23 protein-coding genes are annotated in these 21,823 nt (G+C 59.7%); 13 read left to right on the forward strand and 10 right to left on the reverse strand.

Annotated features, from left to right (window positions below; all coding sequences use genetic code 11):
* Positions 1-5 precede the first annotated feature (5 nt).
* The gene (locus DX908_RS09145) at positions 6-227 is read right to left on the reverse strand and encodes a hypothetical protein (RefSeq protein ID WP_116392038.1); all 222 of its coding nucleotides are present in this window, start codon (positions 225-227) and stop codon (positions 6-8) included.
* Positions 228-290: 63 nt separating this feature from the next.
* On the opposite strand from DX908_RS09145, the gene polA reads away from it, so the two are divergent.
* Positions 291-3,107: a DNA polymerase I gene (gene polA / locus DX908_RS09150; protein ID WP_116392039.1), complete on the forward strand. Its 2,817-nt coding sequence runs from the start codon at positions 291-293 to the stop codon at positions 3,105-3,107.
* Between the two features lie 95 nt (positions 3,108-3,202).
* Positions 3,203-3,634, forward strand: a complete 432-nt coding sequence (locus DX908_RS09155; protein WP_116392040.1) for a DUF4282 domain-containing protein — start codon at positions 3,203-3,205, stop codon at positions 3,632-3,634.
* Here DX908_RS09155 and htpX read toward each other — a convergent pair.
* Entirely contained in the window at positions 3,617-4,519 is a 903-nt protein-coding gene (gene htpX, locus DX908_RS09160; protein ID WP_116392041.1) for a zinc metalloprotease HtpX, read from the reverse strand. The genes DX908_RS09155 and htpX overlap by 18 nt on opposite strands.
* Positions 4,520-4,591: 72 nt before the next feature.
* Here htpX and DX908_RS09165 point away from each other — a divergent pair, with 72 nt between their 5' ends.
* Positions 4,592-4,828: a DUF1674 domain-containing protein gene (locus DX908_RS09165; protein ID WP_199564661.1), complete on the forward strand. Its 237-nt coding sequence runs from the start codon at positions 4,592-4,594 to the stop codon at positions 4,826-4,828.
* Here DX908_RS09165 and dnaQ read toward each other — a convergent pair.
* From dnaQ to DX908_RS09190, 5 genes are read right to left on the reverse strand one after another with little or no spacing between them, the layout of a single operon-like run.
* Complete coding sequence (gene dnaQ, locus DX908_RS09170; RefSeq protein WP_116392042.1) at positions 4,821-5,528, reverse strand: DNA polymerase III subunit epsilon; 708 nt, start codon at positions 5,526-5,528, stop codon at positions 4,821-4,823. The genes DX908_RS09165 and dnaQ overlap by 8 nt on opposite strands.
* A 14-nt stretch (positions 5,529-5,542) precedes the next feature.
* Positions 5,543-6,157, reverse strand: coding sequence for a dephospho-CoA kinase (gene coaE, locus DX908_RS09175; RefSeq protein WP_116392043.1), 615 nt, complete (start codon positions 6,155-6,157; stop codon positions 5,543-5,545).
* Complete coding sequence (gene aroE, locus DX908_RS09180; RefSeq protein ID WP_199564662.1) at positions 6,154-6,972, reverse strand: shikimate dehydrogenase; 819 nt, start codon at positions 6,970-6,972, stop codon at positions 6,154-6,156. Before aroE ends, coaE begins: the two co-directional genes overlap by 4 nt.
* Entirely contained in the window at positions 6,966-7,556 is a 591-nt protein-coding gene (locus DX908_RS09185; protein WP_116392044.1) for a Maf family protein, read from the reverse strand. Before DX908_RS09185 ends, aroE begins: the two co-directional genes overlap by 7 nt.
* Positions 7,553-8,419 carry a pyruvate, water dikinase regulatory protein gene (locus DX908_RS09190; RefSeq protein ID WP_116392045.1) on the reverse strand — a complete coding sequence of 289 codons (867 nt, stop codon included), beginning with the start codon at positions 8,417-8,419 and terminating at the stop codon, positions 7,553-7,555. Before DX908_RS09190 ends, DX908_RS09185 begins: the two co-directional genes overlap by 4 nt.
* A gap of 326 nt (positions 8,420-8,745) precedes the next feature.
* Here DX908_RS09190 and hemE point away from each other — a divergent pair, with 326 nt between their 5' ends.
* The 3 genes from hemE (at position 8,746) to rho (ending at position 11,649) form a co-directional block, all read left to right on the forward strand.
* Entirely contained in the window at positions 8,746-9,783 is a 1,038-nt protein-coding gene (gene hemE / locus DX908_RS09195) for a uroporphyrinogen decarboxylase (protein WP_116392046.1), read from the forward strand.
* Between the two features lie 9 nt (positions 9,784-9,792).
* Positions 9,793-10,233, forward strand: coding sequence for a CopD family protein (locus DX908_RS09200; RefSeq protein ID WP_116392047.1), 441 nt, complete (start codon positions 9,793-9,795; stop codon positions 10,231-10,233).
* 138 nt (positions 10,234-10,371) lie between these two features.
* Entirely contained in the window at positions 10,372-11,649 is a 1,278-nt protein-coding gene (gene rho / locus DX908_RS09205) for a transcription termination factor Rho (protein ID WP_116392048.1), read from the forward strand.
* A 6-nt stretch (positions 11,650-11,655) separates the two neighbouring features.
* Here the strand turns inward: rho and DX908_RS09210 are convergent, their stop codons facing one another.
* Positions 11,656-12,582: a glycerophosphodiester phosphodiesterase family protein gene (locus DX908_RS09210; protein WP_116392049.1), complete on the reverse strand. Its 927-nt coding sequence runs from the start codon at positions 12,580-12,582 to the stop codon at positions 11,656-11,658.
* A gap of 53 nt (positions 12,583-12,635) precedes the next feature.
* On the opposite strand from DX908_RS09210, the gene DX908_RS09215 reads away from it, so the two are divergent.
* The 7 genes from DX908_RS09215 to DX908_RS09245 all read left to right on the forward strand — a co-directional run bounded on the left by DX908_RS09215 (position 12,636) and on the right by DX908_RS09245 (position 19,842).
* Positions 12,636-12,890: a DUF6489 family protein gene (locus tag DX908_RS09215; protein ID WP_116392050.1), complete on the forward strand. Its 255-nt coding sequence runs from the start codon at positions 12,636-12,638 to the stop codon at positions 12,888-12,890.
* Positions 12,891-12,905: 15 nt separating this feature from the next.
* Complete coding sequence (gene mnmE, locus DX908_RS09220) at positions 12,906-14,180, forward strand: tRNA uridine-5-carboxymethylaminomethyl(34) synthesis GTPase MnmE (RefSeq protein WP_116392051.1); 1,275 nt, start codon at positions 12,906-12,908, stop codon at positions 14,178-14,180.
* A gap of 66 nt (positions 14,181-14,246) precedes the next feature.
* Positions 14,247-16,109, forward strand: coding sequence for a tRNA uridine-5-carboxymethylaminomethyl(34) synthesis enzyme MnmG (gene mnmG / locus DX908_RS09225; protein ID WP_116392052.1), 1,863 nt, complete (start codon positions 14,247-14,249; stop codon positions 16,107-16,109).
* On the forward strand, positions 16,102-16,746 hold the full coding sequence (gene rsmG, locus DX908_RS09230; protein ID WP_116392053.1) for a 16S rRNA (guanine(527)-N(7))-methyltransferase RsmG: 645 nt from the start codon (positions 16,102-16,104) through the stop codon (positions 16,744-16,746). The genes mnmG and rsmG overlap by 8 nt, the downstream gene beginning before the upstream one ends.
* The gene (locus tag DX908_RS09235; protein WP_116392054.1) at positions 16,747-17,532 is read left to right on the forward strand and encodes a ParA family protein; all 786 of its coding nucleotides are present in this window, start codon (positions 16,747-16,749) and stop codon (positions 17,530-17,532) included.
* Positions 17,532-18,422: a ParB/RepB/Spo0J family partition protein gene (locus tag DX908_RS09240; protein ID WP_116392055.1), complete on the forward strand. Its 891-nt coding sequence runs from the start codon at positions 17,532-17,534 to the stop codon at positions 18,420-18,422. Before DX908_RS09235 ends, DX908_RS09240 begins: the two co-directional genes overlap by 1 nt.
* 379 nt (positions 18,423-18,801) lie before the next feature.
* A complete protein-coding gene (locus DX908_RS09245; RefSeq protein WP_116392056.1) occupies positions 18,802-19,842 on the forward strand; it encodes a threonine aldolase family protein in 1,041 nt (346 codons plus the stop codon).
* Here DX908_RS09245 and DX908_RS09250 read toward each other — a convergent pair.
* Both DX908_RS09250 and hemH read right to left on the reverse strand, forming a co-directional pair.
* Positions 19,839-20,738, reverse strand: a complete 900-nt coding sequence (locus tag DX908_RS09250) for a histone deacetylase family protein (protein ID WP_116392057.1) — start codon at positions 20,736-20,738, stop codon at positions 19,839-19,841. The two genes, DX908_RS09245 and DX908_RS09250, sit on opposite strands and share 4 nt — an antisense overlap.
* A complete protein-coding gene (gene hemH, locus DX908_RS09255) occupies positions 20,738-21,808 on the reverse strand; it encodes a ferrochelatase (RefSeq protein WP_116392058.1) in 1,071 nt (356 codons plus the stop codon). Before hemH ends, DX908_RS09250 begins: the two co-directional genes overlap by 1 nt.
* Positions 21,809-21,823 lie beyond the last annotated feature (15 nt).

Below are 21,823 nucleotides of genomic sequence, written 5' to 3' on the forward strand. Positions count from 1 at the left end.
GGCCCCTACTCTTCACCTTTGCTCGACGGGTCAGTTTCGATGGACTGACCCGGCGTCGCATCCTTTGTCTTGTTTGGCGGCGTGGCCTTGATCGCCTCGAACATGGCTAGCTTTGCCTGTCGCACCTGCTTGCGGCGCATATAGGCCGAGCCGCTCGGCTTCAACGCGCGGCGCAGGACACGCCACACCGCGATCACGCCCAGCAGGACAAGGATCCAGACCAGCATCACATTCTCCAAAATCCACATGCCAGACTAGGCAACATTCGCGCGCAAGGCTATCGGAGTGGGATGTCAAAACCGAAGCCCCTCGACGGCAATAGCCGTCTCTATCTCATCGATGGCTCCGCCTATATCTTCCGCGCCTATCACGCATTGCCGCCTCTGACGCGCAAGTCAGACGGCCTGCCGATCGGGGCCGTGTCGGGTTTCTGCAACATGCTGTGGAAGCTTTTGACCGATGTGCAGGATGCCGCCCAGGAGCATATCGGGACACCTACCCATTTTGCGGTTGTCTTTGACTATTCCGGCAAATCCTTCCGGAACGCTCTTTATAAGGAGTATAAGGCGAACCGTCCGCCCGCGCCCGAAGACCTCGTCCCGCAATTTCCGCTGATCCGGGATGCCACCCGCGCCTTTGGCCTGCCCTGCCTTGAGCAGGAAGGGTTCGAAGCGGACGACATCATCGCGACACACGCACGCCTCGCCGAAGAAGCCGGCGCCGAGACCGTCATCGTCTCCTCGGACAAGGACCTGACCCAGCTCGTTACCGACCGCACGGTCATGTTTGATCCGATGAAGAACAAGATCATGGACACCGCGGCCGTCATCGAGAAATTCGGGGTTGGCCCGGAGCTGATGATCGACCTTCAGGCGCTGATGGGGGATTCGACCGACAACGTGCCCGGCGTGCCGGGTATTGGCCCGAAAACGGCGGCGCAACTCCTCGAAGAATATGGCTCGCTCGATGACATCCTCGCCCAAACCGAAGAGATCAAGCAGAAGAAACGCCGTGAGATGCTCGAGACGCACAAGGAAGAAGCGCTCATCTCTCGCCAGCTTGTGACGCTTGACCGCAATGTACCGGTCCCGGACGATCCCGCTGATTTCATCGTCAAAGATTTCGATCACGAGACCCTGATTTCCTTCCTTGAGGAAATGGAATTCTCGACCCTGACCCGCCGCATCCGCGAGGCAGGCGGCATTGCCGCGCCAGAGACGAAGAAAGCTTCCGCGCCGTCCGCCTCATCTATCGGCTTTGACCGCGACAAATATGAGGTCATCTATGATCCCGATGACCTCCGTGCCCTGATGGATGAGGCCATTGAGGTGGGCACGCTCGCGGTTGATACCGAAACCGACAGCCTGAACGCCATGCGCGCAAGACTAGTCGGGCTCTGTTTTTCCTTACGCCCCGGGCATGGGGTTTATGTACCCTTGCTGCATGGCAGCTCGGACGGGCTTGATTTTGATGGCGACGAGAATGCCGCCAAGCAGATGGATCAGAAGCTTGCGCTTGAGATCATCAAGCCCGTGCTGGAAGACGCCTCCGTTCTTAAAGTCGGGCAGAACCTAAAATATGATGCCCTGATCCTGTCGCGCCACGGCATCGATATTCAGCCCTATGACGATACGATGCTGCTCTCCTATGCTGTCGAAAGCGGGATCGGCAATCACGGTATGGATGAGCTGGCCGAACGTCATCTCGGGCACACCTGCATTTCCTTCAAGGAGATCGCCGGGACCGGCAAGAACGCCAAGACTTTCGATCAGATCGCGATCCCCGAAGCGGCAAAGTACGCCGCTGAAGACGCCGATGTGACGCTCCGGCTGTTCCATGTCCTTAAACGTCAGGTGGCGGATGATGGCATGATGACGGTTTATGAAACCATGGATCGTCCTCTTGTCCACGTGGTCCGTGACATGGAAGAAGCCGGCATCCGCGTTGACAAACAGCACCTCTCGCGCCTCTCCGGTGAGTTCGCGCAGCGCATGGCAGCCCACGAGGCCGAAGCCCACAAGCTGGCCGGGGAAAGCTTCAACCTCGGCAGCCCCAAGCAGATTTCCGAGATCCTGTTCGGCAAGCTCGGCCTGCCGGGGGGCAAGAAGACCAAGACCGGTGCCTGGTCGACCGCCGCCGATACGCTGGATGATCTGGCAGCGGAAGGCATCGAGATTGCGACCGAGCTTCTCGCCTGGCGCCAGCTCTCCAAACTCAAGGGCACCTATACCGACGCCTTACAGGAAACGATCCATCCCGACACGGGGCGGGTTCATACCTCCTACTCCCTCGCGGCAACGACAACGGGCCGCCTCTCTTCAAACGATCCGAACCTTCAGAACATCCCGATACGGACAGAAGACGGCCGCAAGATCCGCGAGGCCTTCATCGCGGAGAAAGGCAATGTCCTGATCTCCGCCGATTACAGCCAGATCGAGTTGCGCCTGCTCGCCCATATTGCCGGGATCGATGCCCTGCAGAATGCCTTCCGCGAAGGGCTCGATATTCACGCGATGACAGCGTCGGAAGTCTTCGGTGTGCCGATTGAGGGGATGGACCCATCCGTCCGTCGTTCGGCCAAGGCAATCAATTTCGGGATTATCTACGGAATTTCAGCCTTTGGCCTTGCCCGGCAGCTTGCCATCCCGCGCGGCGAAGCCAGCCAGTACATCAAGGACTATTTCGAGAAATTCCCCGGTATCCGTCAGTATATGGATGACATGATCGCCGCCGCCAAGGCGGATGGATATGTCGAGACGCTGTTCGGACGCAGAGCTCATGCGCCGAACATCAACTCCAAGCAACATCCGGTACGCAGCTTTGCCGAGCGGCAGGCGATCAACGCGCCGATCCAGGGTTCTGCCGCCGATGTCGTCAAGCGCGCCATGATCCGCGTACCCCCTGCACTGAAAGAGGCGGGGCTATCGGGCCGAATGCTGCTTCAGGTGCATGACGAGCTGTTGATCGAGTGCCCCAAGGCAGAAGCCGATGAGACCGCCGCGCTCCTCAAAGACGTGATGGAAAAGGCAACGCTGCCCGCACTTGAGATTTCCGTGCCGCTGATCGTCGAAGCCGGGATCGGTAAAAACTGGCAGGAAGCTCACTAAAGAGCCCATTAATCCAAGGGCAAACCGCGCCTTGCCGTCCTGCGGCAAGCGCGTTAGCCCTCACGAAGGCAGGGGCGCCAAACGGGAGAGCAGCAATGTCCGATCTCATCGGCCGCTTTTTGAGCTTTGACGAACATCTCGGCCGGGGCCTCGTCAAATTCGCCTACTTCGTCTCGCTCTTCTATATCGTCGTCATCCACCTGTTTCATCTGGTGGGGCATCTGATCCATCTCGATATCGGCGAGTTTTTGCTGGTCCCGTTCAAATTCCTGCTCTGGGTGCTGGTCTTACGCATCCTCGCTGAATTCCTGATGGCCGTCCTGTCGATCGACGATCACCTGCAAACAGCTAGCGGGATGCAAGACGGGTTTGAAGCCGGCCTGACCCCCGAACCGGGGGGCCAACCCGACAGCCCCAAATCCGCCGCGCCGATCATCACCCCTGCGCCTGAGGCGCCGGAAGACCAGCAGTCTACGGATGATGATGGCGACGCGTCAAAGGACGAGACTTCACCCCCAGGGGCCTGAGGGACGGGCAGGCTCTGACGGGCGCTCCGTCGCGCGGCCACCTGCCATTTCGACCAGCCGGTCGATCCGGTTCTGGGTCGCAGGGTGCGTCGAGAAAAGATTATCCGCCCCGCGCCCTGACAGCGGATTGATGATCATCATCTGACCGGAAGCTGGGTGGCGCTCCGCCGTCACATTCGGAATGCGCGCGACGCCATTCGAGATTTTCGCCAGCGCCGAGGCAAGCCAGATCGGATTGCCGCAGATTTCCGCGCCGATCCTGTCCGCCTCATATTCCCGCGTCCGGCTGATCGCCATCTGCACGAGGCTCGCGGCCAAGGGCGCGAAGATCATGATCGCAATTGTCTGGATCATCCCGCCGGCGCTGTTCCGGTTGCCGCCGAAGAAAATCGCGAAATTGGCGAGCGCCGTGATCGCCCCAGCGAGTGTTGCCGTGACGGTCATCGTCAGTGTGTCACGGTTTTTCACATGCGCCAGCTCATGCGCCATAACGCCCATGACTTCTTCCTCGGTCAGCATGTTGAGAAGCCCGGTGGTAGCCGCGACGGCCGCGTTCTCCGGGTTCCGCCCGGTCGCAAAGGCATTGGGCTGGGGGCTCTCGATGACGTAGATTTTCGGCACCGGCATTCCGGCCCGGCCCGCCAGACCCACAACGCCCTCCGCATAACGCCGCAGCTTGATCTCCCGCGTATCGGGGTCGACCTGCCGCGCATTATACATTTTCAGGACGATCTTGTCGGCGTTCCAGTAGCTGATGAAGTTCATTACGGCTGCGAAAGCAAGCGCAATCACCATGCCTGTTGCTCCGCCCAGCAAGAGGCCGATGACACCGAACAGCGCCGTGATGGCCGCGATCAGCATGAAAGTGCGCAATGATGAATTCATCGGAATAAGGCCCTTGATAGACTAGTTGAAACTCTTGGGATGAGAGATAGGTAGAGGAGAAAGGAGCTGCCAGTGACCGATACGCCATCTGACGAGCCTGTGCCGATGACCAAAGACGGCATTCCGATGATCGTGAATGGCCGGGAGCTGTCGGAGATGGAGATCGGTATCCTCCGCGAAGCCAAAGAACGTCGTGAGCAGATCGCGCTTGAAGACGCCGAGAGGGAAATTGGCGGAGCGGACCGAACGACCAATCCGACCCGCTATGGCGACTGGGAAAAGGCCGGCCGCGCCGTCGACTTCAGCTGAGCTTCGCCCAGATTGGCTCACTCACCCCATCTGACAAAAAGGCCGTATGCGCCTCTTTTTCTTCTTCCGTCAGGAGGACTGGGCGCGGACCGTCGCGCACCGGGGTCGGCCTATTCTCATCATCCGACCCATTCTCCCCGCTGCCGCGTCGCCCGAAGGAAAAGCCCGACTGCGCGCCGCCCGTCAGCTCGACATAGACTTCCGCAAGGAGCCGCGCGTCGAGAAGCGCGCCGTGGCCTTGTGATTCCCGCTGGGAAAGATCGATCCCGAAGCGCGAGCAGAGCGCATCAAGCGAAGCAGGCGAACCGGGGAACCGCTTGCGGGCGATCTTCACCGTGTCGATGACCTGATCGGCTTCGGTCCAGCGCCAGGGCAGGCCGATCTCCTCCAGATGATGTTTCATGAAGCCGCAGTCGAAGGGCGCGTTATGTGCGACCAGCACGCCGTCTCCGGCAAAATCCAGAAACGCCTGCGCGATGCTCGGATCACTGAAGACCGGCTTGTCGGCAAGGAATTCCGAGGACAGCTTGTGGACCGCATAGGCCTCTTTGGGCATGTCCCGTTCAGGGTTGATATAGACGTGGAATTTCTTCCCCGTGAGCGCGCCATTGACCATTTCAACGGCGCCGATTTCGACCAGCCGGTGGCCCTTATGGGGTTCGAAACCAGTCGTTTCGGTATCGAATATAATTTGACGCATGCTCAGTCTTGAGGCTATTTGCCGCCAGCGTCGAGGGCCTTGGCACGGATATCGGCAAGGATTTCCCGGACCTTTTCCCGAGCTACCTCAAACCCTTCACCGGTAGGGACGACATAGTCCGCCAGTTTGAGTTTCTCCTCTTCCGGCATCTGCGCGGACAGGATCGCGGCGTATTTTTCTTCTGTCATGCCGGGCCGCGCCAGCACGCGCGCTTTACGGACCTCTTCCAGCGCAGAGCAGACGACAACAATGCCTTCGGACCGGTCAGGATTGTTCTCAAGGAGGAGCGGGATATCGAGCAGCACGATTTCCGCGCCGGCCCTTTCCTGCGCCTCGAGAAACCCCCGCTGATCGGCGGCCACAAGCGGATGGACGATCTCTTCAAGGGCTTTGAGTTCTGCCGGCTTGCCGAGCACTGCCTCGGCGAGAAGCGCGCGGTTGATCCCGCCAAGCGGTCCGCCGACCCCCGGAAACCGCTCAAGGATCGGCGCCACGCCAAATCCGCGAGGGGAATATAGTCTGTGGACGGCCTTATCGGCATCCCAGACCGGAATCCCTTCGCCCTCGAATAGGGCCGCGGTCGTGGTCTTGCCCATCCCGATGCCGCCCGTCAGTCCGATCGTGATCATTTCAGTCCCTCAAGAAATTCTATCGCTACCGGCTCATCATCCGGACGGATGCCGAACCAGGCTTCAAAACTCGGCACGGCCTGATGCACCAGCATCGGTAGGCCATTCATGGTTTTCTGGCCCCTCTCCCGCGCGCCTATCAAGAGGTCGGTTTCGCGCGGGGTGGTGATAATGTCGATCACCGCGGCATGGGGCGGCAGGCTGCCGACAAACATATCGAGCGGCGGCTGGCCCTCCATGCCGAGCGAGGTCGTGTTGATCAGAAGATCAATCTCGCCGAGTTTAGTGTCCCGGGCCGCCCAGCCGATGGGTTTGATATCGAAACGCTCCGCCAATTCAATGGCTTTCGAGGCCGTCCTGTTGGTGATCTCAATCCGCTCAAGCCCCGCCTCTTTGAGCGCCACGATGATCGCAGGTGCAGCGCCCCCGGCCCCGATGATGCGCGCGGAGCGGGGCGCGGGATCCAGCGCCATTGAGGAAAGCGCCGCGCTGAACCCTGCAATATCCGTATTGTCGCCGATGACTTTGCCGTCCCGGAAGATCAGCAGGTTCGCCGCGCCGACGGATTCGGCCCGTTCGGTCAGCTCATCGCAAAGCTCAAAAGCAAGCTGCTTGAACGGGATCGTCACATTGACCCCGGCATAGCCTTTTTCGGGCAGGGTACGGATCAACTCTCTGAAGTTGTCCTCATCCTTGCCGTCGATGGCGGTGTAATCCGCCTCAACCCCATGCGCCTTGATCCACCTTGAATGAAGCGCGGGGGATTTTGACTGGCCGATCGGGTGGCCGATCACGGCAACGTGACGCATCACCATGCTAGCACCTCGCGTGCCCGCAACTCAGCTAAAAGCGGCATCAACGGCAGGCCAAGAATGGTGAAATAATCGCCCTCGATATTCTCAAACAGCCGGACGCCTTCGCCTTCCAGCTTATAGGCCCCGACAGTTGCCAGCACTCTCTCGCCGACCGTTTCGAGATAGGAAGCAATCTCATCCCGGCTGGTCTTTCGCATAGTGAGGGAAGCGGAGCCACGATGCCGCCAGATGATCTCGCCGCCTTTTGCGAGGACCAACCCGGAGCGCAGATAATGGATTTTTCCGGCCATCTCGAAGAGCCGGTCGCCCGCCTCCTCAAGCGAGACCGGCTTGTCATAAAGCTCGCCATCGAACTCCATGACCTGATCGGCGCCAATGACGAATTCATCCCCCGATGCTGCGCAGGCCAGCGCCTTTTCCTCCGCGAGGATCAGAGCGATTTCTGCCGGCGTTTTCCCGCGAAGAAGCTCGCGCGCCTTGACCACGCCCTCATCAATATCGGCGGGCCGCGCATCATAAAGAATCCCCGCGCCATCGAGCAGCGCGCGCCGGGACGCAGAGCGGGAGGCAAGAACGAGGCTCATCCCTGGCTGATATCCCCGCCCTGCCGGGCGCTCATCAGGGTGAGGACTTTCGCAGCGGTTTCTTCGACCGAGCGGCGGGTGACATCGATGGTCGGCCAGCCATTCTTGGCAAAATACCGTTTGGCCTTGGTGACCTCTTCTTTGACCTGATCTTCATCCGAATAGGTCGCGGCATCCTGATTCGCGGCAAGATTGGTCAACCGCGTCCGGCGGATCTGGGAGAGCCGCGTCGGGCTGGCAGTCAGGCCTACGACCAGCGGTTTTCGCAATTGGGCAAGTTCCGGGGGCGGATCGCTGGTCGGGACCAGCGGCACATTTGCGGCCTTCACCCCGCGGTGGGCCAGATACATGCAGGTCGGCGTCTTTGACGTCCGGCTGACCCCGACGAGGACGACATCCGCGCTTTCCAGATCCCAGGTCATCTGCCCGTCATCATGCGCCATGGTGTAATCGATGGCCGCGATGCGGCGGAAATAATCATCATCAAGCTCATGCTGCGCGCCGGTCTGCATCGTCTGTTCGAGACCGAGATAATCCGCAAACGCATTGAGCAATGGGTCGAGAACGGGGATCGCTGGTACCTGCAGCTCTGCGCATTTCACCTCAAGCCTACGGCGCATCTGGCGATCAACGATCGTATACATGACAAGGCCCGGCGCCTGCTCAATCCGCGCGAGAACCTTGTCGAGCTGGGCATTCGACCGCACAAGGGAGGCCACATGTTCGAGGGGTTTGGCCCGCTCGAACCGGGCGGCGGTTGATTTCAGCATGGTGCTGAGCGTCTCGCCCGTCGAGTCGGAGACAAGATGGACATGAAACCAGGTCGTCGCACGTATGCGCTGGGCGGGAGTCACACTGCTCATCCTGTCGTGCTTTCCGGCCGGAAAATTGCCATCGCCATTATCAACATTCGGCGGTTCCTACCGAGTTTATGCCGGGAGTACCACGGCCATCCCCGGCCCATATGCAAAAGTTGCGCATTATCCCCGGCTGGGGATATCCATGAGAAAGATGACCGGTTGCTTAACGAAACATTAAAGTCATACCGCGGTAGTCAAGACAGAAAATCGCGGAGTCGAAAAACATCCTGTCTGGGGAAAAGGCGAGTCGATAAACACGCACTAAGTGCGATATCCACTTTATCCACCCCTATAGGACTCATACTTCATTTCAGATAAGCGCTACCGGTATGTCTCAAGAGAATTCAAAATTCATGCGTGTGCTGAGAGGTGAGCCCCTCTCAATTCCCCCTATCTGGTTCATGCGGCAGGCTGGCCGTTATCTTCCAGAGTATAGGGCCGTGCGGGAGGAAGCAGGAGGTTTTCTGGATCTCTGCTACAATCCTGACAAAGCCACTCGGGTCACCCTTCAGCCTATAGAACGCTTTGATCTCGATGCGGCCATCCTTTTTGCCGACATCCTTCTGATCCCTCAGGCATTGGGCATGAAGCTCTGGTTTGAACAGGGCGAAGGGCCAAGGCTGGAGCCGGTTCTCAAAGATGACATGTCCGCAGCCGGAAAGCTTTCTGGCGATGACATCCATAAAACGCTCTCGCCGGTCTATGAGACGGTCTCTCAAGTTCGGGCGGCCCTACCTCCGGAAAAGGCGTTGATCGGCTTCGCAGGGGCTCCCTGGACCGTTGCTACCTACATGCTGGCCGGTCAGGGCGTGAAGGATCCTTCGGCGCTTCGGATGACCGCTTATCAGTCGCCGGACAAAATGGCCGCGCTGATTGATCTCATCGCCTCGGCAACCGCGGAATACCTCATCCGGCAAGCCCAAGCAGGGGCAAATGCGGTCATGCTGTTTGATAGCTGGGCGGCAGGTCTGCCCTCCGCGCTATTCCATGATCTCTGTGTTGATCCTGTCCGAAGGATCGCGGCGGAAGTGAAAGCCAAAACGGGCATACCGGTGATCGGTTTTCCGCGCGGATCAGGTCCGGCCTACTCGGAAGTCGCGAAACTGAAAGAAATCGATGCCGTGTCGATTGATACGGGTCTTCCGTGGGATTGGGCGGCTGAGAACCTTTCCCCGCATGGCGCGGTGCAGGGCGGTCTCGATCAGCTCCTGCTTCTTGAAGGCGGAGATGCGCTGTTCTCATCGGCGGACAGGTTGATCGACAGCTTCGCCGGCAAGCCCTTCATCTTCAACGTCGGGCATGGGCTGATCCCGCAGACCCCGCCGGAACATGTTGCCGCGCTGGTCAAACATATCCGCGAGCGCTAGGGCGCGGTCATGCAAGCGCTCTATCCCTGGATCAAATCGCTCCACCTCATTCTCGTCATCGCGTGGATGGCGGGGATGATGTATCTGCCGCGACTGTTCGTATACCACCACCAGTCCGAACCCGGCGGGGAAGCCGAAACCTATTTCATGAAAATGGAGCGCGGGCTTCTCAAGGGGATCATCAATCCCTCGATGATCGGCGTCTGGGTTCTGGGTCTTGCGATGATCGCCATGGCGCCGGGGCTTCTCAGCCAGATCTGGTTTCTCGTGAAGCTTGCCTGCGTGATCGGTATTTCCGGCATCCACGGATTTTATGCCGCGAGCTTCAAGCGCTTTCAGAATGGCGAAAGGCCGCGGACCGAGAAATTCTGGCGCATCATGAATGAAGTGCCCTTCCTTCTGATGATCATCGTCGTTTTCATGGTGATCGGGGTCAATCCAACCGGCTGATCCCCTTGGGATTGACCGGCTGAGCTACTAAATATATCCTGATAGGAGCGGCGTCCTGCCGTTCACACCTATGCTTTTCCCATTCGAGTTGACTTGCCGGCGCTTGCGCTGAGCCTTCTCGCTATATCCGGATTTTCCATGCTGCCCGATACAATCACCCTTGATGAGATCAAGGAAAAGACACCCCAAGACCTCGTTTCGTTTGCGGAAGAGGTCGGGGTCGATAACGCTTCTGCCCTGCGCAAACAGGATCTGCTCTTCGCAATCCTGAAGGAGCTGGCCGAAGAGGAAGTCGAGATCATCGGCTCGGGCGTGCTGGAAATCCTGCCCGACGGCTTCGGTTTCTTGCGTTCCCCGGATGCAAACTATCTTGCGGGCCCGGACGATATTTACTGCTCGCCGCAGCAGATCCGGAAATTCACGCTCAAGACGGGCGACACCATCTCCGGTGAAATCCGCAGCCCGAAAGATGGCGAGCGTTACTTCGCGCTGACCAAGGTCAACACCGTCAATTTCGAGGATCCGGAGAAATCCCGGCACAAGGTTCACTTCGATAACCTCACCCCGCTCTACCCGGATCAGAAACTCCACATGGAAGTCATCACCGGTGACGAGAAGAAGAAAGATCTCTCGACCCGCGTGATCGATATCGTCTCGCCGCTCGGCAAGGGCCAGCGGGCACTGATCGTTGCGCCGCCGCGGACTGGTAAAACCGTCCTGTTGCAGAATATCGCGCACGCCATCACGACTAATCACCCGGAATGCTATCTCATCGTTCTCCTGATCGATGAACGTCCCGAAGAGGTGACGGACATGCAGCGCTCGGTGAATGGTGAGGTGGTGTCCTCGACCTTTGACGAACCCGCCTCGCGTCACGTTGCGGTTTCCGAGATGGTCATCGAGAAAGCCAAACGCCTGGTTGAACATGGCCGCGATGTTGTCATCCTGCTCGACTCGATCACGCGTCTGGGCCGCGCCTACAACACTGTTGTGCCGAGCTCGGGTAAGGTCCTGACCGGCGGTGTTGATGCCAACGCCCTGCAACGTCCGAAGCGGTTCTTTGGTGCTGCGCGGAATATCGAGGAAGGCGGCTCTCTGACGATTATCGCAACGGCCCTTATCGATACCGGCTCGCGGATGGACGAAGTCGTCTTCGAAGAATTCAAAGGTACGGGTAACTCGGAAATCGTCCTTGACCGGAAAGTTGCGGACAAGCGGACCTTCCCGGCGATCGACATCGCCAAATCCGGTACTCGGAAAGAAGACCTCCTCATCCCGAAAGAAGAGCTGTCCAAGATCTTCGTCCTGCGGCGTATCCTGTCGCCGATGACGCCGATGGATTCAATCGAGTTCCTGCTCGAGAAACTGCGTCAGACGAAGACCAACAAGGACTTCTTCGATTCAATGAATACGTAGAGCGGATTAGTTCGAGGCCGGACAGGCGGAGGGGCTCGCAAAGCGCCCCGCTGCCATCAGGGCCTCGGCAGCCGCTTCCGGCCGATCGGTTGCAATCAGATCGATCCCGAGTTTCGAGATATCGACATAGCCTTCATCATTGCGGCTTGCGGCATACTGATTGTCGAGTGAATCGCGGCCGCCCAGCGTGCCAAAAATCGCCTCAATGCCTTCTGATTGCAGGGCTTGAGAGAGAGGGCCATTCGGCGCCTCAATCCCCGTCCAGGCGAGAATATTTTCCCGCTTCATCCCCCGGTCGACCAGCCGGTCGATATCGTCAGCCGAATTTACGGACACCGAAATCATGGAATCGGGAAAGCGTTTGGAAAGGGCGATGGCGGAATTCTCCGTATAAGCAATCAGGATCACCCAATCCTCTGCACCGGCGTCCCGAACGGCTTTCGCCACGTCATCATAGTCTGTAGACGGTTTGATATCGAGTTCGAGAACCGTCTTGCCCTTGGCCCATTCGAGCGCCTCATCAAGACGCGTCAGGCCATAGGCCGTGACCTTGCCCTGATCATCTTTCAGCGAAAGCGCACGAAGCTCGTCCCAGGATTTTTCTGCCGCCGGACCACGCCCCGTGGTCGTCCGACCCAGATTGTCATCATGATGAAGAAAGAGAACGCCATCCGCGCTGGTCGCGACATCGACCTCAAGGAAAGCGCCGGTCTCCCCATATGTGCGCTCGAAAGTCGCGAGCGCGTTCTCGGGATAGCCTGGGGCCGGTCCGCCGCGATGCGCGGCAATCTGGGTCAGGCCCAGCTCCCCGATACAGTCAAAATAGACCGGCAGGCTCAGGAATGGCGGAAATGGCGATGGACCCTCCGGCGGAGAATTTCCCCCGGGAGAGCAGGCAGTCAGAAGCATGGCTGCGAAGAGCAGTTTGCGCATGGTTTATTCCCCTCACCGGCCCATGCTAGCGCAACTCACCCAGCAAGGAACGCATGATGAAGATTACATTCAATGTAGATTGCACGCCGGCCGAAGCGCGCGCCTTCTTTGGTCTGCCGGATGTACAGCCGGTCAATGACATGATCGTGTCATCCATGGTTGAGCGGACGAAACAGAATCTCGACACCCTGAGTGATCCCAAAGCGTTCTGGGAACGCGCCATGGCGACCGGCACCGGGAATATGGAAGCCTTCCAGAACATGTTTGCCGCCGGGATGAAGGCGTCCGGCGGATCCGACAAGAAATAGAGCGGCCCCGGGCCGATGGAGACGATCTTCGCACGGAGTTCCGGCTCGGGCCGGACGGCGATTGCTGTCTGGCGGATTTCTGGTCCGGCAGCGGGCGAGGTCGTTGCGAAACTCGCAGGCTCATTGCCGTCTGCCCGCCGCGCGAGCCATCGGCAGATCAGGGATCCGCTAGGCGGGCTCCTTGATGACGGGATCGTCCTTTGGTTTCCCGGTCCCAATACGGCGACGGGCGAGGACTTGGCCGAATTCCATCTTCATGGGTCACAGGCAGTGGCCACCCGTTTCACTGAAACACTGACGGGGCTCGGTTTGCGACCTGCGGAGCCAGGTGAGTTCACACTTCGCGCTTTACGTTATGGCCGGATGGGATTGCTTGAGGCGGAAGGCCTCGGTGATCTTCTCGATGCCGAAACAGAACAGCAAAGACAACAGGCTTTGGGAGGCTATACTGGGTCCGCGCGAGAGGTCGTGGCGGGCTGGCGCGACGGGCTTTTGGCCGCGCTCGCAGTGCTCGATGCGGCCGTGGATTTTCCTGACGAAGAAGATGTCCCTGCGGAGATCGCCTCCCGCGCGGTCCCGGCACTCGAAAAAGTGTCGGTCTCCCTGAAACAGGAACTGGCGAAATCCGCCAAGGGCCGCCGGCTCCGCGAGGGGCTGACGCTTGCGATCATCGGGCCGCCGAATGCGGGCAAATCGACCCTCCTCAATCGGCTGGTCGGGGAGGAGCGGGCCATCGTCTCGGACATTCCCGGCACGACGCGGGACGTGGTCAGTGCCCGGCTCGATATTGCGGGACGGCTGGTCGAGGTGCTTGATACGGCGGGTTTGCGTGATGAAACAGATGACCCCATCGAACGCGCCGGGATGGAACGCAGCCGTGCAGCGCGGGAGCGGGCGGACATCATCATCGAGCTTTCCGCCGACGGAAGCCGGGAAGACCCCCGCCTCCTCCGCGTGACCAACAAGATCGACCTCGGGGAGACGGCCCCCGAAGGCACGCTCGGGCTCTCCGCACTAACGGGCGAAGGCTGGGACGAATTCCTCATCGCGCTGACCGGGAGGATCGAGGCAACGGCGTGCCCCGCTCTTTTTACACATGAGCGGCAGATCGCCCTACTCCAGTCCGGCGCGGCGGCGCTGGATAGGGTGCTCGATGATCCGGCGCAGGATCCCGAACTGCTGGCGGAAGATGTCCGTTCAGTGATCGCCCTTCTCGATCAGATGACCGGCCGGATCACGGTTGAGGATGTGCTGGGCGCCATCTTTTCCCGCTTCTGCATCGGAAAATAGCGTTTCACGTGAAACAGGCGCTCGCGCCCTCTCCACAAGCCGCCTTCCCTTCGCTATCTGCCTGCAATGAGCAGAGATTTTGACGTCATTATTGTCGGCGGCGGCCATGCCGGGACGGAAGCGGCCTGCGCTGCGGCCCGAGCGGGTGCGCGCACGGCGCTCGTTACCCATAAATGGGCGACGGTCGGCGAGATGTCCTGCAATCCAGCTATTGGGGGTCTGGGAAAAGGCCATCTGGTCCGCGAGATCGATGCGCTCGATGGGATCATGGGGCGTGCTGCCGATCAGGGCGGCATCCAGTTCCGGCTGCTCAACCGGTCAAAAGGCCCGGCTGTTCGCGGCCCACGCACGCAAGCCGACCGCAAGCTCTATCGCGAAGCCGTCCAGCGACTGGTGACAGCGCAGGAAAACCTGACCGTCATCGAAGCGGCGGTCGATGATCTGATCGTTGTCGGTGATGAATGCCGGGGCGTGATCACCGATAAGGGGGAGCGGATCGAAGCCTCTGCTGTGGTCGTGACCACGGGCACCTTTCTGCGCGGCGTCATCCATCGCGGCCATGACCGGATCCCGGCAGGCCGCGTGGGCGAAGCCCCGGCCAATGCGCTGGGCGAGCGATTCGAAGCCATGAACCTGCCGCTCGGGCGGCTGAAAACCGGCACGCCGGCTCGGCTCGACAGGCGGACAATTGGCTGGGACCGGCTCGAAATGCAGGAAGCCGATGAGCGGCCTGTGCCTTTTTCTTTCCTGACGAGCGAGATCACCGTGCCGCAGATTGCCTGCGGCATCACCTATACCAATGATGCGACCCACCGGATCATCGAGGAAAACCTCTCCGGCTCTGCCGTCTATGGCGGGCGGATTTCCGGGCAGGGGCCGCGCTATTGCCCGTCGATTGAGGACAAGGTCGTCAAATTCCGGGACCGCGCGTCTCATCAGGTCTTTCTCGAGCCCGAAGGCCTCGATGATCACACGATCTATCCGAACGGGATTTCGACCTCCTTGCCGGAGGAGATCCAGGACGCGTTTCTCAAGACCATTCCAGGGCTCGAGACCGCGAAAGTCCTGCAATATGGCTATGCCATTGAATATGACTACGTCGATCCGCGTGCACTCGACCGGACGCTGGGACTGCGGATGCTGCCGGGGCTTTTCCTGGCGGGTCAGATCAATGGCACCACGGGATATGAGGAGGCAGGCGCTCAAGGCCTGATGGCCGGGCTCAATGCTGCGGCCCGTGCGTTGGGCCAATCGCTTCGCACCCTCACCCGGTCTGACGGATATATCGGGGTGATGATCGATGATCTGGTGACCCGCGGGGTGACCGAGCCCTATCGCATGTTCACCTCTCGCGCTGAGTATCGTCTTTCCCTGCGGGCGGATAATGCGGATCTGCGCCTGACGCCACTGGGCCTTGAATGGGGTTGCGTCGGTGAGGAACGGCGCGAGGCGTTTCACGTGAAACAGTCCGCGGTCGAGGGCCTGCGGCAGGTCATGACCACGACCACCCTCACCCCGAATGAAGCCGGTGCCCATGGCATCAAGGTCAATCAGGACGGGCGCCGCCGGTCCTTGCTTGATCTCCTCAGCCTCAAGGATGTGTCGCTGGACGACATTGCTGCCCTCGCCCCGGCACTGGCTGAAGCGCCGGAAGATGTGCGCACGGTGATCGAAGCCGATGCGCTATATGCGGGCTATCTTGACCGGCAGGAGGCGGAGATCGTCACCCTGCGCAAGGAAGAGAGCCAGCCCATTCCGGCCGATTTCGATTTCCATGCCGTCACGGGCCTTTCCAATGAGGTGAAAGACCGTCTGACACGGGCGCGCCCGGAAACGCTGGGCCAGGCGGGCCGCGTGGAAGGCGTCACGCCCGCCGCGCTAGCCACTCTTCTTATCCATTTGCGTGGGGTGTCCGCCGCCAATGGCTGAGACCGCCCTGCCCCGATCCCTTGATGAGTTCGCGGACCGGCATGCGCTGGATGCGGAGACGCGCGGCCTGTTCGCGCAATATGATGAGCGCCTCTTGGAGACGGCGGCACATACCAATGTCATCTCCCGTAACACCCTGCCCGACCGATGGGCCCGCCATTACGAGGACTCCGCTCAGCTCTTCCCGTTGATCCGGGAAGACGCCACCACCCTTCTCGATATTGGCAGCGGGGCCGGGTTCCCGGGGCTCGTGCTTGGCATTCTCTGCCGGGATCGCCCGCTGAAGATCACGCTGGCTGACAGCGTCGGCAAGAAAGCCCGTTTCCTTGCGGAAACCGCTCATGCACTGGGATTGAGCAACATCACAGTCTCGTCAGACCGGGTCGAATCGTTTCACGTGAAACGCATGAGTTTCGATGTCATCACCGCCCGGGCCGTGACCGCCCTTGATGGCCTCCTCGCCCTTGCCTCCCCCCTGCTCGCGCCGGGCGGAATGTTGATATTTCCCAAGGGCGCGCGGGCCGATGAGGAATTGACGGCAGCCGCCACGGGGTGGAGATTCAACCATGAGAAACGCGCCAGCCATACCGACCCGGACGCGTCGATCCTTATCCTGACTGAGCCCGAAAGACGCTAAGTGACCCCTCCTCGTATCCTCGCCATTGCCAACCAGAAGGGCGGCGTCGGCAAGACCACCACCACGATCAATCTCGGAACGGCCCTCGCCGCCATTGGCGAGAAGGTACTGATCATTGATCTCGACCCGCAGGGGAACGCCTCGACGGGCCTGGGGGTCGAGCATGCGCGCCGTAGGCTGACGACTTATGATGTGCTGCGCGGAGAGGCAGAACTCTCTGATATTGCTCAGGAAACTTTGGTCCCGGGGCTGACGGTTGCGCCCTCTGGTGTCGATTTGGCGGCCGCCGAAGTCGAGCTGATCAATGCCGAAGGCCGCCATCACCGGCTACGCCGCGCGATTGAGAGAGTGTCCCAGAATGGGACGGGTCCGTCCTATGTGCTGATCGACTGCCCTCCTTCGCTGGGCATGCTGACGGTCAATGCGATGGCGGCAGCGGATGCGGTGCTGATTCCGCTCCAATGTGAATTCTTCGCCCTCGAAGGCCTTGCGCAGATCCTGCGGACCATCGGCCAGGTGCGTCAGCGGCTGAACCCGTCCCTCGATCTGCAAGGCATCGTCCTCACCATGTATGACCGGCGGAACAATCTCTCCCGCGAGGTTGAGAACAATGTCCGCGACCATATGGGCGAGAAGGTCTACCGCACGGCCATACCGCGCAATGTGCGCCTCTCCGAAGCGCCGTCGCATGGCAAACCTGCCCTGCTCTATGATCTGAAATGCTCAGGCAGTCAGGCTTATGTTCGTTTGGCTACCGAAATTATCCAGCGTGAAAGGGCCGCCTGATGGCTGCAGCACGAAAAGGCCTGGGCCGCGGGCTTGAATCAATATTCGCCGATGAAGGCGGTGATGAGCCCCTCGCCCCGCGCGAAGGCCCGGCGACGATCTCGCTGGCCGACATTGCGCCCGATCCTGACCAGCCGCGCAAAAGTTTCACGGATAAGGAGCTCGATGAGCTCGCCGCCTCGATCAAGGCGCGCGGGCTTTTGCAGCCGATACTCATCCGCCCGGTCGAAGGCGGGAAAGCGAAATATCTGATCATCGCCGGCGAACGCCGCTGGCGGGCATCCGCGCGCGCCAAGCTGCATGAGATCCCGGTGATCATCCGCAACACGGATCCCGGCCAGACTGCGGAAATCGCACTGATCGAAAATATTCAGCGTACAGACTTGAATGCCATCGAGGAAGCGGATGCCTATACGCGGATGAAGGAGGTTTTCGGTCGCAAACCCCAGGAAATCGCCGATGCGGTGGGCAAATCGCGCAGCCATGTCGCCAATATGATGCGGCTCTCCGCCCTCCCCGCAGATGTCCGCGCCCATGTCGTCGAAGGCAAGCTCTCCATGGGTCATGCCCGCGCCCTTCTGTCGGCGGCTGATCCGGCAAAGCTCGCCGAAGACGTGATCCGGCGCGGCCTTTCAGTGCGCGAGACAGAATTGCTGGTCGGCACGGGCAAGAATTTCTCCGGCGGTAAGAACAAAGGCGACGACAAAGGCCCCAAGGCGCCGCGCAAAACCGATGCGGACACCAAATCGCTGGAGAATGATCTCGAAGCGGCGCTCGGCCTGACGGTCGAGATCGATCACGGCAAGAAGGGTGGCACCGTCACCCTTGCGTATGACACGCTGGAACAGCTTGATGATATCTGCCGCCGGCTGATGGGCACGGCGGTTTAAGGCGCGGCAGAGTGTGTAGAGACGCTAATGCGGTATTCACGGAACAATGGAAAGAGTATATCTAAGCTTTATATTCTGGCTGTTGTAATATGTGTACTGATAAACATATACCTAATCCTCAGTTATATCGCAGATGGTTTAGATACGTTACAGACTACAAACGCGATGCGTGCTATAGCCTTCTATTCGTTGATAGTTTTTCCTGCTACTTTCGTAACATTATCCGCATTTGTTTACATTCCCGCGAAATCACAGAGCCTAATTTCCAGATCCCGCAGCTTCGAATTCATATCAATCTTGATGTCAGTAGCGGGAGTTATCCTATTCTGGGTGGTGCGCGATATTTAGTATGCAAGAGAAAAACCCGGAGTCAGAACAAATGCTTTTCACATCCGACAACTGGGCCGGGGTTCACCCGAAAATCATGGACGCCATGATCGCCGCCAATGAGGGGCCGGTGCCGGCCTATGGCGCGGATGAGCTGACGCAATCCGTCATCAATCAGTTCACGGAAATGTTTGGCAAGAAAGTCGAAGTGGCTTTTGTGGCAACCGGCAGTGCGGCAAACTCGATAGCGTTGGCCGCCATGCTGCCGCCCTTTGGCGCGGTCTTCTGTCATGAGCATGCCCATATCCAGATCGATGAATGCGGGGCACCGGAATTTTTCACGGGCGGCGCCAAGGTGCTGCCGCTGGCAGGTGAGGGGGGCAAACTCACCCCCGCTATTCTCGAAGAGGGGATGCGGATCTACACGCCCGCCATGGCGCACCGCGTCCTGCCGAAAGCTGTGTCCCTGACACAAGGCACCGAAGCTGGGACAGTCTATACAATTGATGAAATCCGTGCGCTGACGGCCAAGGCCCGCGAGCTCGGCCTTTATGTCCATATGGATGGCGCGCGTTTTGCCAATGCGGCTGCGCATCTTGGCGCGAGCCCCAAAGAGATCGTGACCGATACCGGCGTTGATATCCTGACGCTGGGCGGCACCAAGAATGGCTGCATGGTCGCAGAAGCCATCATCGTTCTGAATGAGGCGCTGTCGGAGCATCTGGTCTGGCGCCAGAAGCGGGCAGGGCAGGGCTTCTCCAAGAACCGCTTCCTCGCCGCGCAATGGAAAGCCTATTTCGAAGATGACCTCTGGCTGAAGCTGGGCGCACACGCCAATGCGATGGCCACGCGTCTTGCAGAGGGGATCAGCGCGGCGGGGTTCGAACTCGTCAATGAAACCCAGATCAATGAGGTCTTCCCGATCCTGCCAGATGCGGTGGTTGAGGGCCTGAAAGAAAAAGGCGCGGCCTTTTACGACTGGGTTCAGCCTGGCGATTCTTATGACGGCAAGCTACGCCGCCTCGTGACAAGCTATCAGACAAGCGAGAAGGAAGTTGAAGCGTTCCTGACCGCGCTCAAAGCTCTCGCCTAAAATCTGTAGACAGATTTCGCCACGCGATAGGTGTTCGCATAGGCGAGCACCGTGTCGGTGATCGGCTCGGCATAGCCGCCACCAATGCCCATCGAGACGGGGATACCCCGGCGATGGCAGCCCTCCAGCACCAGATGATCCCGCGCCATCAGCCCTTCATGGGTGATATCGAGGCGCCCCAACCGGTCGGTGATCAGGGGATCGACCCCGGCCTGATAAAGAACGAGATCGGGCGCGAAATTCCAGACCTGCGGCAGATGCTCTTCGATGGCGGCGAGGAATGCCGCATCGCCCGTATGATCGGGCAGGGGGACATCGAGCGTGCTTGGCACTTTGCGGAAGGGGAAATTCTTCTCGCCGAAAACATCGAGAATGAAGATGCCGGGATGATCGACAAGCAGCGCGGCATTGCAGTCGCCCTGGTGCACATCGAGATCGATGATCGCGATACGGTCAACGGCGCCCTCATTCAGAAGCGTCCTGGCAACGACAGCAAAGTCATTATAGATACAGAAGCCCGCGCCGAAATCCGCATGCGCATGATGCGTGCCGCCGGCGAGCTGTCCCGCAAGGCCCCGTTCTAGGGCATCGCGCGCGGCAGCGAGTGCCCCGCCTACGGTCCTTTGACCGCGCTTATGGATCAGATCCGACCACGGAAAGCCGATCCGGCGCATCTCCTTGGGGTCAATCGTGCCGTCGCGTAAGGAGTGAACATATTCCTCCGTATGCGCAGCGGTAATGACATCTTCGGGCGCCTGTGGGGAGAAGGTGAGGGCGCTTTCCTCGACGATCTCATTGGAGATCAGCGCCTCGCGCAGGAGGTTATATTTCTCCGCCGGAAAGCGGTGACCTTGCGGCAGAGCGAGGGTGAAATCCGTCGAGAAATAAAACCGCATTACTCGGCAGCCGCGGCGGCCACATCCTTTGGCGCAATCCAGCCGCCCAGCTCCCGCCGTGCCAGCTCTTCAAGACAGGCAAGAAACGCCTCATCATTATTGAGGCACGGAATGGGGGTCAGCTCCTGCCCGCCCGCTTCTTTGAACGTTTCGCGCAGGCCGATGCCGATCTCTTCAAGCGTTTCGATACAGTCGGAAACAAAAGCAGGGGCCGCAACTGCGAGCTGTTTGATTCCGTCCTCTGCGGCCTTTTTCACAAGGCTTTCGGTCGAGGGTTCGAGCCATTTCTCCGGGCCGAATTTCGACTGAAAGCCGAGTGGCGCGAAGGTCTCATCCCAGCCCATCCGTTCACGGAGCAGCCGCGCCGTCTTCTGGCAATGACAATGATAGGGATCGCCCGCATTGAAATATCGTTGCGGAATACCGTGGAAGGAGAGGATTACGCGCTCTGTCTCCTCCGGCACGTGCCGCCGCATCGAGGTCTCAAGAGCATCGATGTAAGAGGGCTCATCGTGAAAGGGTGGAGCGATCCGGATAGCGGGCTGCCAGGGCCGCTCTTTCATGGCCTCTGCGACCTTGTCCGCGACCGTCCCCGTCGTCGTCGCTGAATATTGCGGATAGAGCGGCAGGATCATGATCCGGTCATGACCCTTCGCCATTAGCGCGCCGATCCGCTCCGGGATCGAGGGGTTCCCGTAACGCATCGCGTAATCAACGGTGACGTCATCGCCTAAGCGCTCAGCCAAGCCTTCCATCTGCCGTTGGGTGTAATAGGCGAGGGGGCTCTGTCCTGACTCTTCATGCCAGATAGACTGATAGAGCTTGGCTGTCTTGGATGGTCTCGTATTCAAAATGATCCCGTAGAGAACCGGCAGCCAGAAAATCCGCGGGTAATCGACGACCCGTTTGTCGGACAGGAACTCACGCAGATAGCGGCGCACGGAGGCTGGCTCTGGAGTATCGGGCGTGCCGAGATTGACGAGCAGCACGGCCACGCCGCCGGTCTTCACCGAGGGGTGCGCGGGCGGCAGGTTCATCTCCTTGCCGGATTGTCGGTTGGTCTCTGACATGCCGGGGTGCTAGTG

Origin of the sequence: Parvularcula marina (assembly GCF_003399445.1) — a bacterium.
Classification (GTDB): domain Bacteria; phylum Pseudomonadota; class Alphaproteobacteria; order Caulobacterales; family Parvularculaceae; genus Parvularcula; species Parvularcula marina.

What these genes read in the sequence shown, in the direction of transcription:
- DX908_RS09145 (WP_116392038.1), bottom strand. Translation starts at nt 227, where the DNA reads ATGCTGGTCTGGATCCTTGTCCTGCTGGGCGTGATCGCGGTGTGGCGT.
- polA (WP_116392039.1), top strand. Translation starts at nt 291, where the DNA reads ATGTCAAAACCGAAGCCCCTCGACGGCAATAGCCGTCTCTATCTCATC.
- DX908_RS09155 (WP_116392040.1), top strand. Translation starts at nt 3,203, where the DNA reads ATGTCCGATCTCATCGGCCGCTTTTTGAGCTTTGACGAACATCTCGGC.
- htpX (WP_116392041.1), bottom strand. Translation starts at nt 4,519, where the DNA reads ATGAATTCATCATTGCGCACTTTCATGCTGATCGCGGCCATCACGGCG.
- dnaQ (WP_116392042.1), bottom strand. Translation starts at nt 5,528, where the DNA reads ATGCGTCAAATTATATTCGATACCGAAACGACTGGTTTCGAACCCCAT.
- coaE (WP_116392043.1), bottom strand. Translation starts at nt 6,157, where the DNA reads ATGATCACGATCGGACTGACGGGCGGCATCGGGATGGGCAAGACCACG.
- aroE (WP_199564662.1), bottom strand. Translation starts at nt 6,972, where the DNA reads ATGGTGATGCGTCACGTTGCCGTGATCGGCCACCCGATCGGCCAGTCA.
- DX908_RS09185 (WP_116392044.1), bottom strand. Translation starts at nt 7,556, where the DNA reads ATGAGCCTCGTTCTTGCCTCCCGCTCTGCGTCCCGGCGCGCGCTGCTC.
- DX908_RS09190 (WP_116392045.1), bottom strand. Translation starts at nt 8,419, where the DNA reads ATGAGCAGTGTGACTCCCGCCCAGCGCATACGTGCGACGACCTGGTTT.
- hemE (WP_116392046.1), top strand. Translation starts at nt 8,746, where the DNA reads ATGTCTCAAGAGAATTCAAAATTCATGCGTGTGCTGAGAGGTGAGCCC.
- DX908_RS09200 (WP_116392047.1), top strand. Translation starts at nt 9,793, where the DNA reads ATGCAAGCGCTCTATCCCTGGATCAAATCGCTCCACCTCATTCTCGTC.
- rho (WP_116392048.1), top strand. Translation starts at nt 10,372, where the DNA reads ATGCTGCCCGATACAATCACCCTTGATGAGATCAAGGAAAAGACACCC.
- DX908_RS09210 (WP_116392049.1), bottom strand. Translation starts at nt 12,582, where the DNA reads ATGCGCAAACTGCTCTTCGCAGCCATGCTTCTGACTGCCTGCTCTCCC.
- DX908_RS09215 (WP_116392050.1), top strand. Translation starts at nt 12,636, where the DNA reads ATGATGAAGATTACATTCAATGTAGATTGCACGCCGGCCGAAGCGCGC.
- mnmE (WP_116392051.1), top strand. Translation starts at nt 12,906, where the DNA reads ATGGAGACGATCTTCGCACGGAGTTCCGGCTCGGGCCGGACGGCGATT.
- mnmG (WP_116392052.1), top strand. Translation starts at nt 14,247, where the DNA reads ATGAGCAGAGATTTTGACGTCATTATTGTCGGCGGCGGCCATGCCGGG.
- rsmG (WP_116392053.1), top strand. Translation starts at nt 16,102, where the DNA reads ATGGCTGAGACCGCCCTGCCCCGATCCCTTGATGAGTTCGCGGACCGG.
- DX908_RS09240 (WP_116392055.1), top strand. Translation starts at nt 17,532, where the DNA reads ATGGCTGCAGCACGAAAAGGCCTGGGCCGCGGGCTTGAATCAATATTC.
- DX908_RS09245 (WP_116392056.1), top strand. Translation starts at nt 18,802, where the DNA reads ATGCTTTTCACATCCGACAACTGGGCCGGGGTTCACCCGAAAATCATG.
- DX908_RS09250 (WP_116392057.1), bottom strand. Translation starts at nt 20,738, where the DNA reads ATGCGGTTTTATTTCTCGACGGATTTCACCCTCGCTCTGCCGCAAGGT.
- hemH (WP_116392058.1), bottom strand. Translation starts at nt 21,808, where the DNA reads ATGTCAGAGACCAACCGACAATCCGGCAAGGAGATGAACCTGCCGCCC.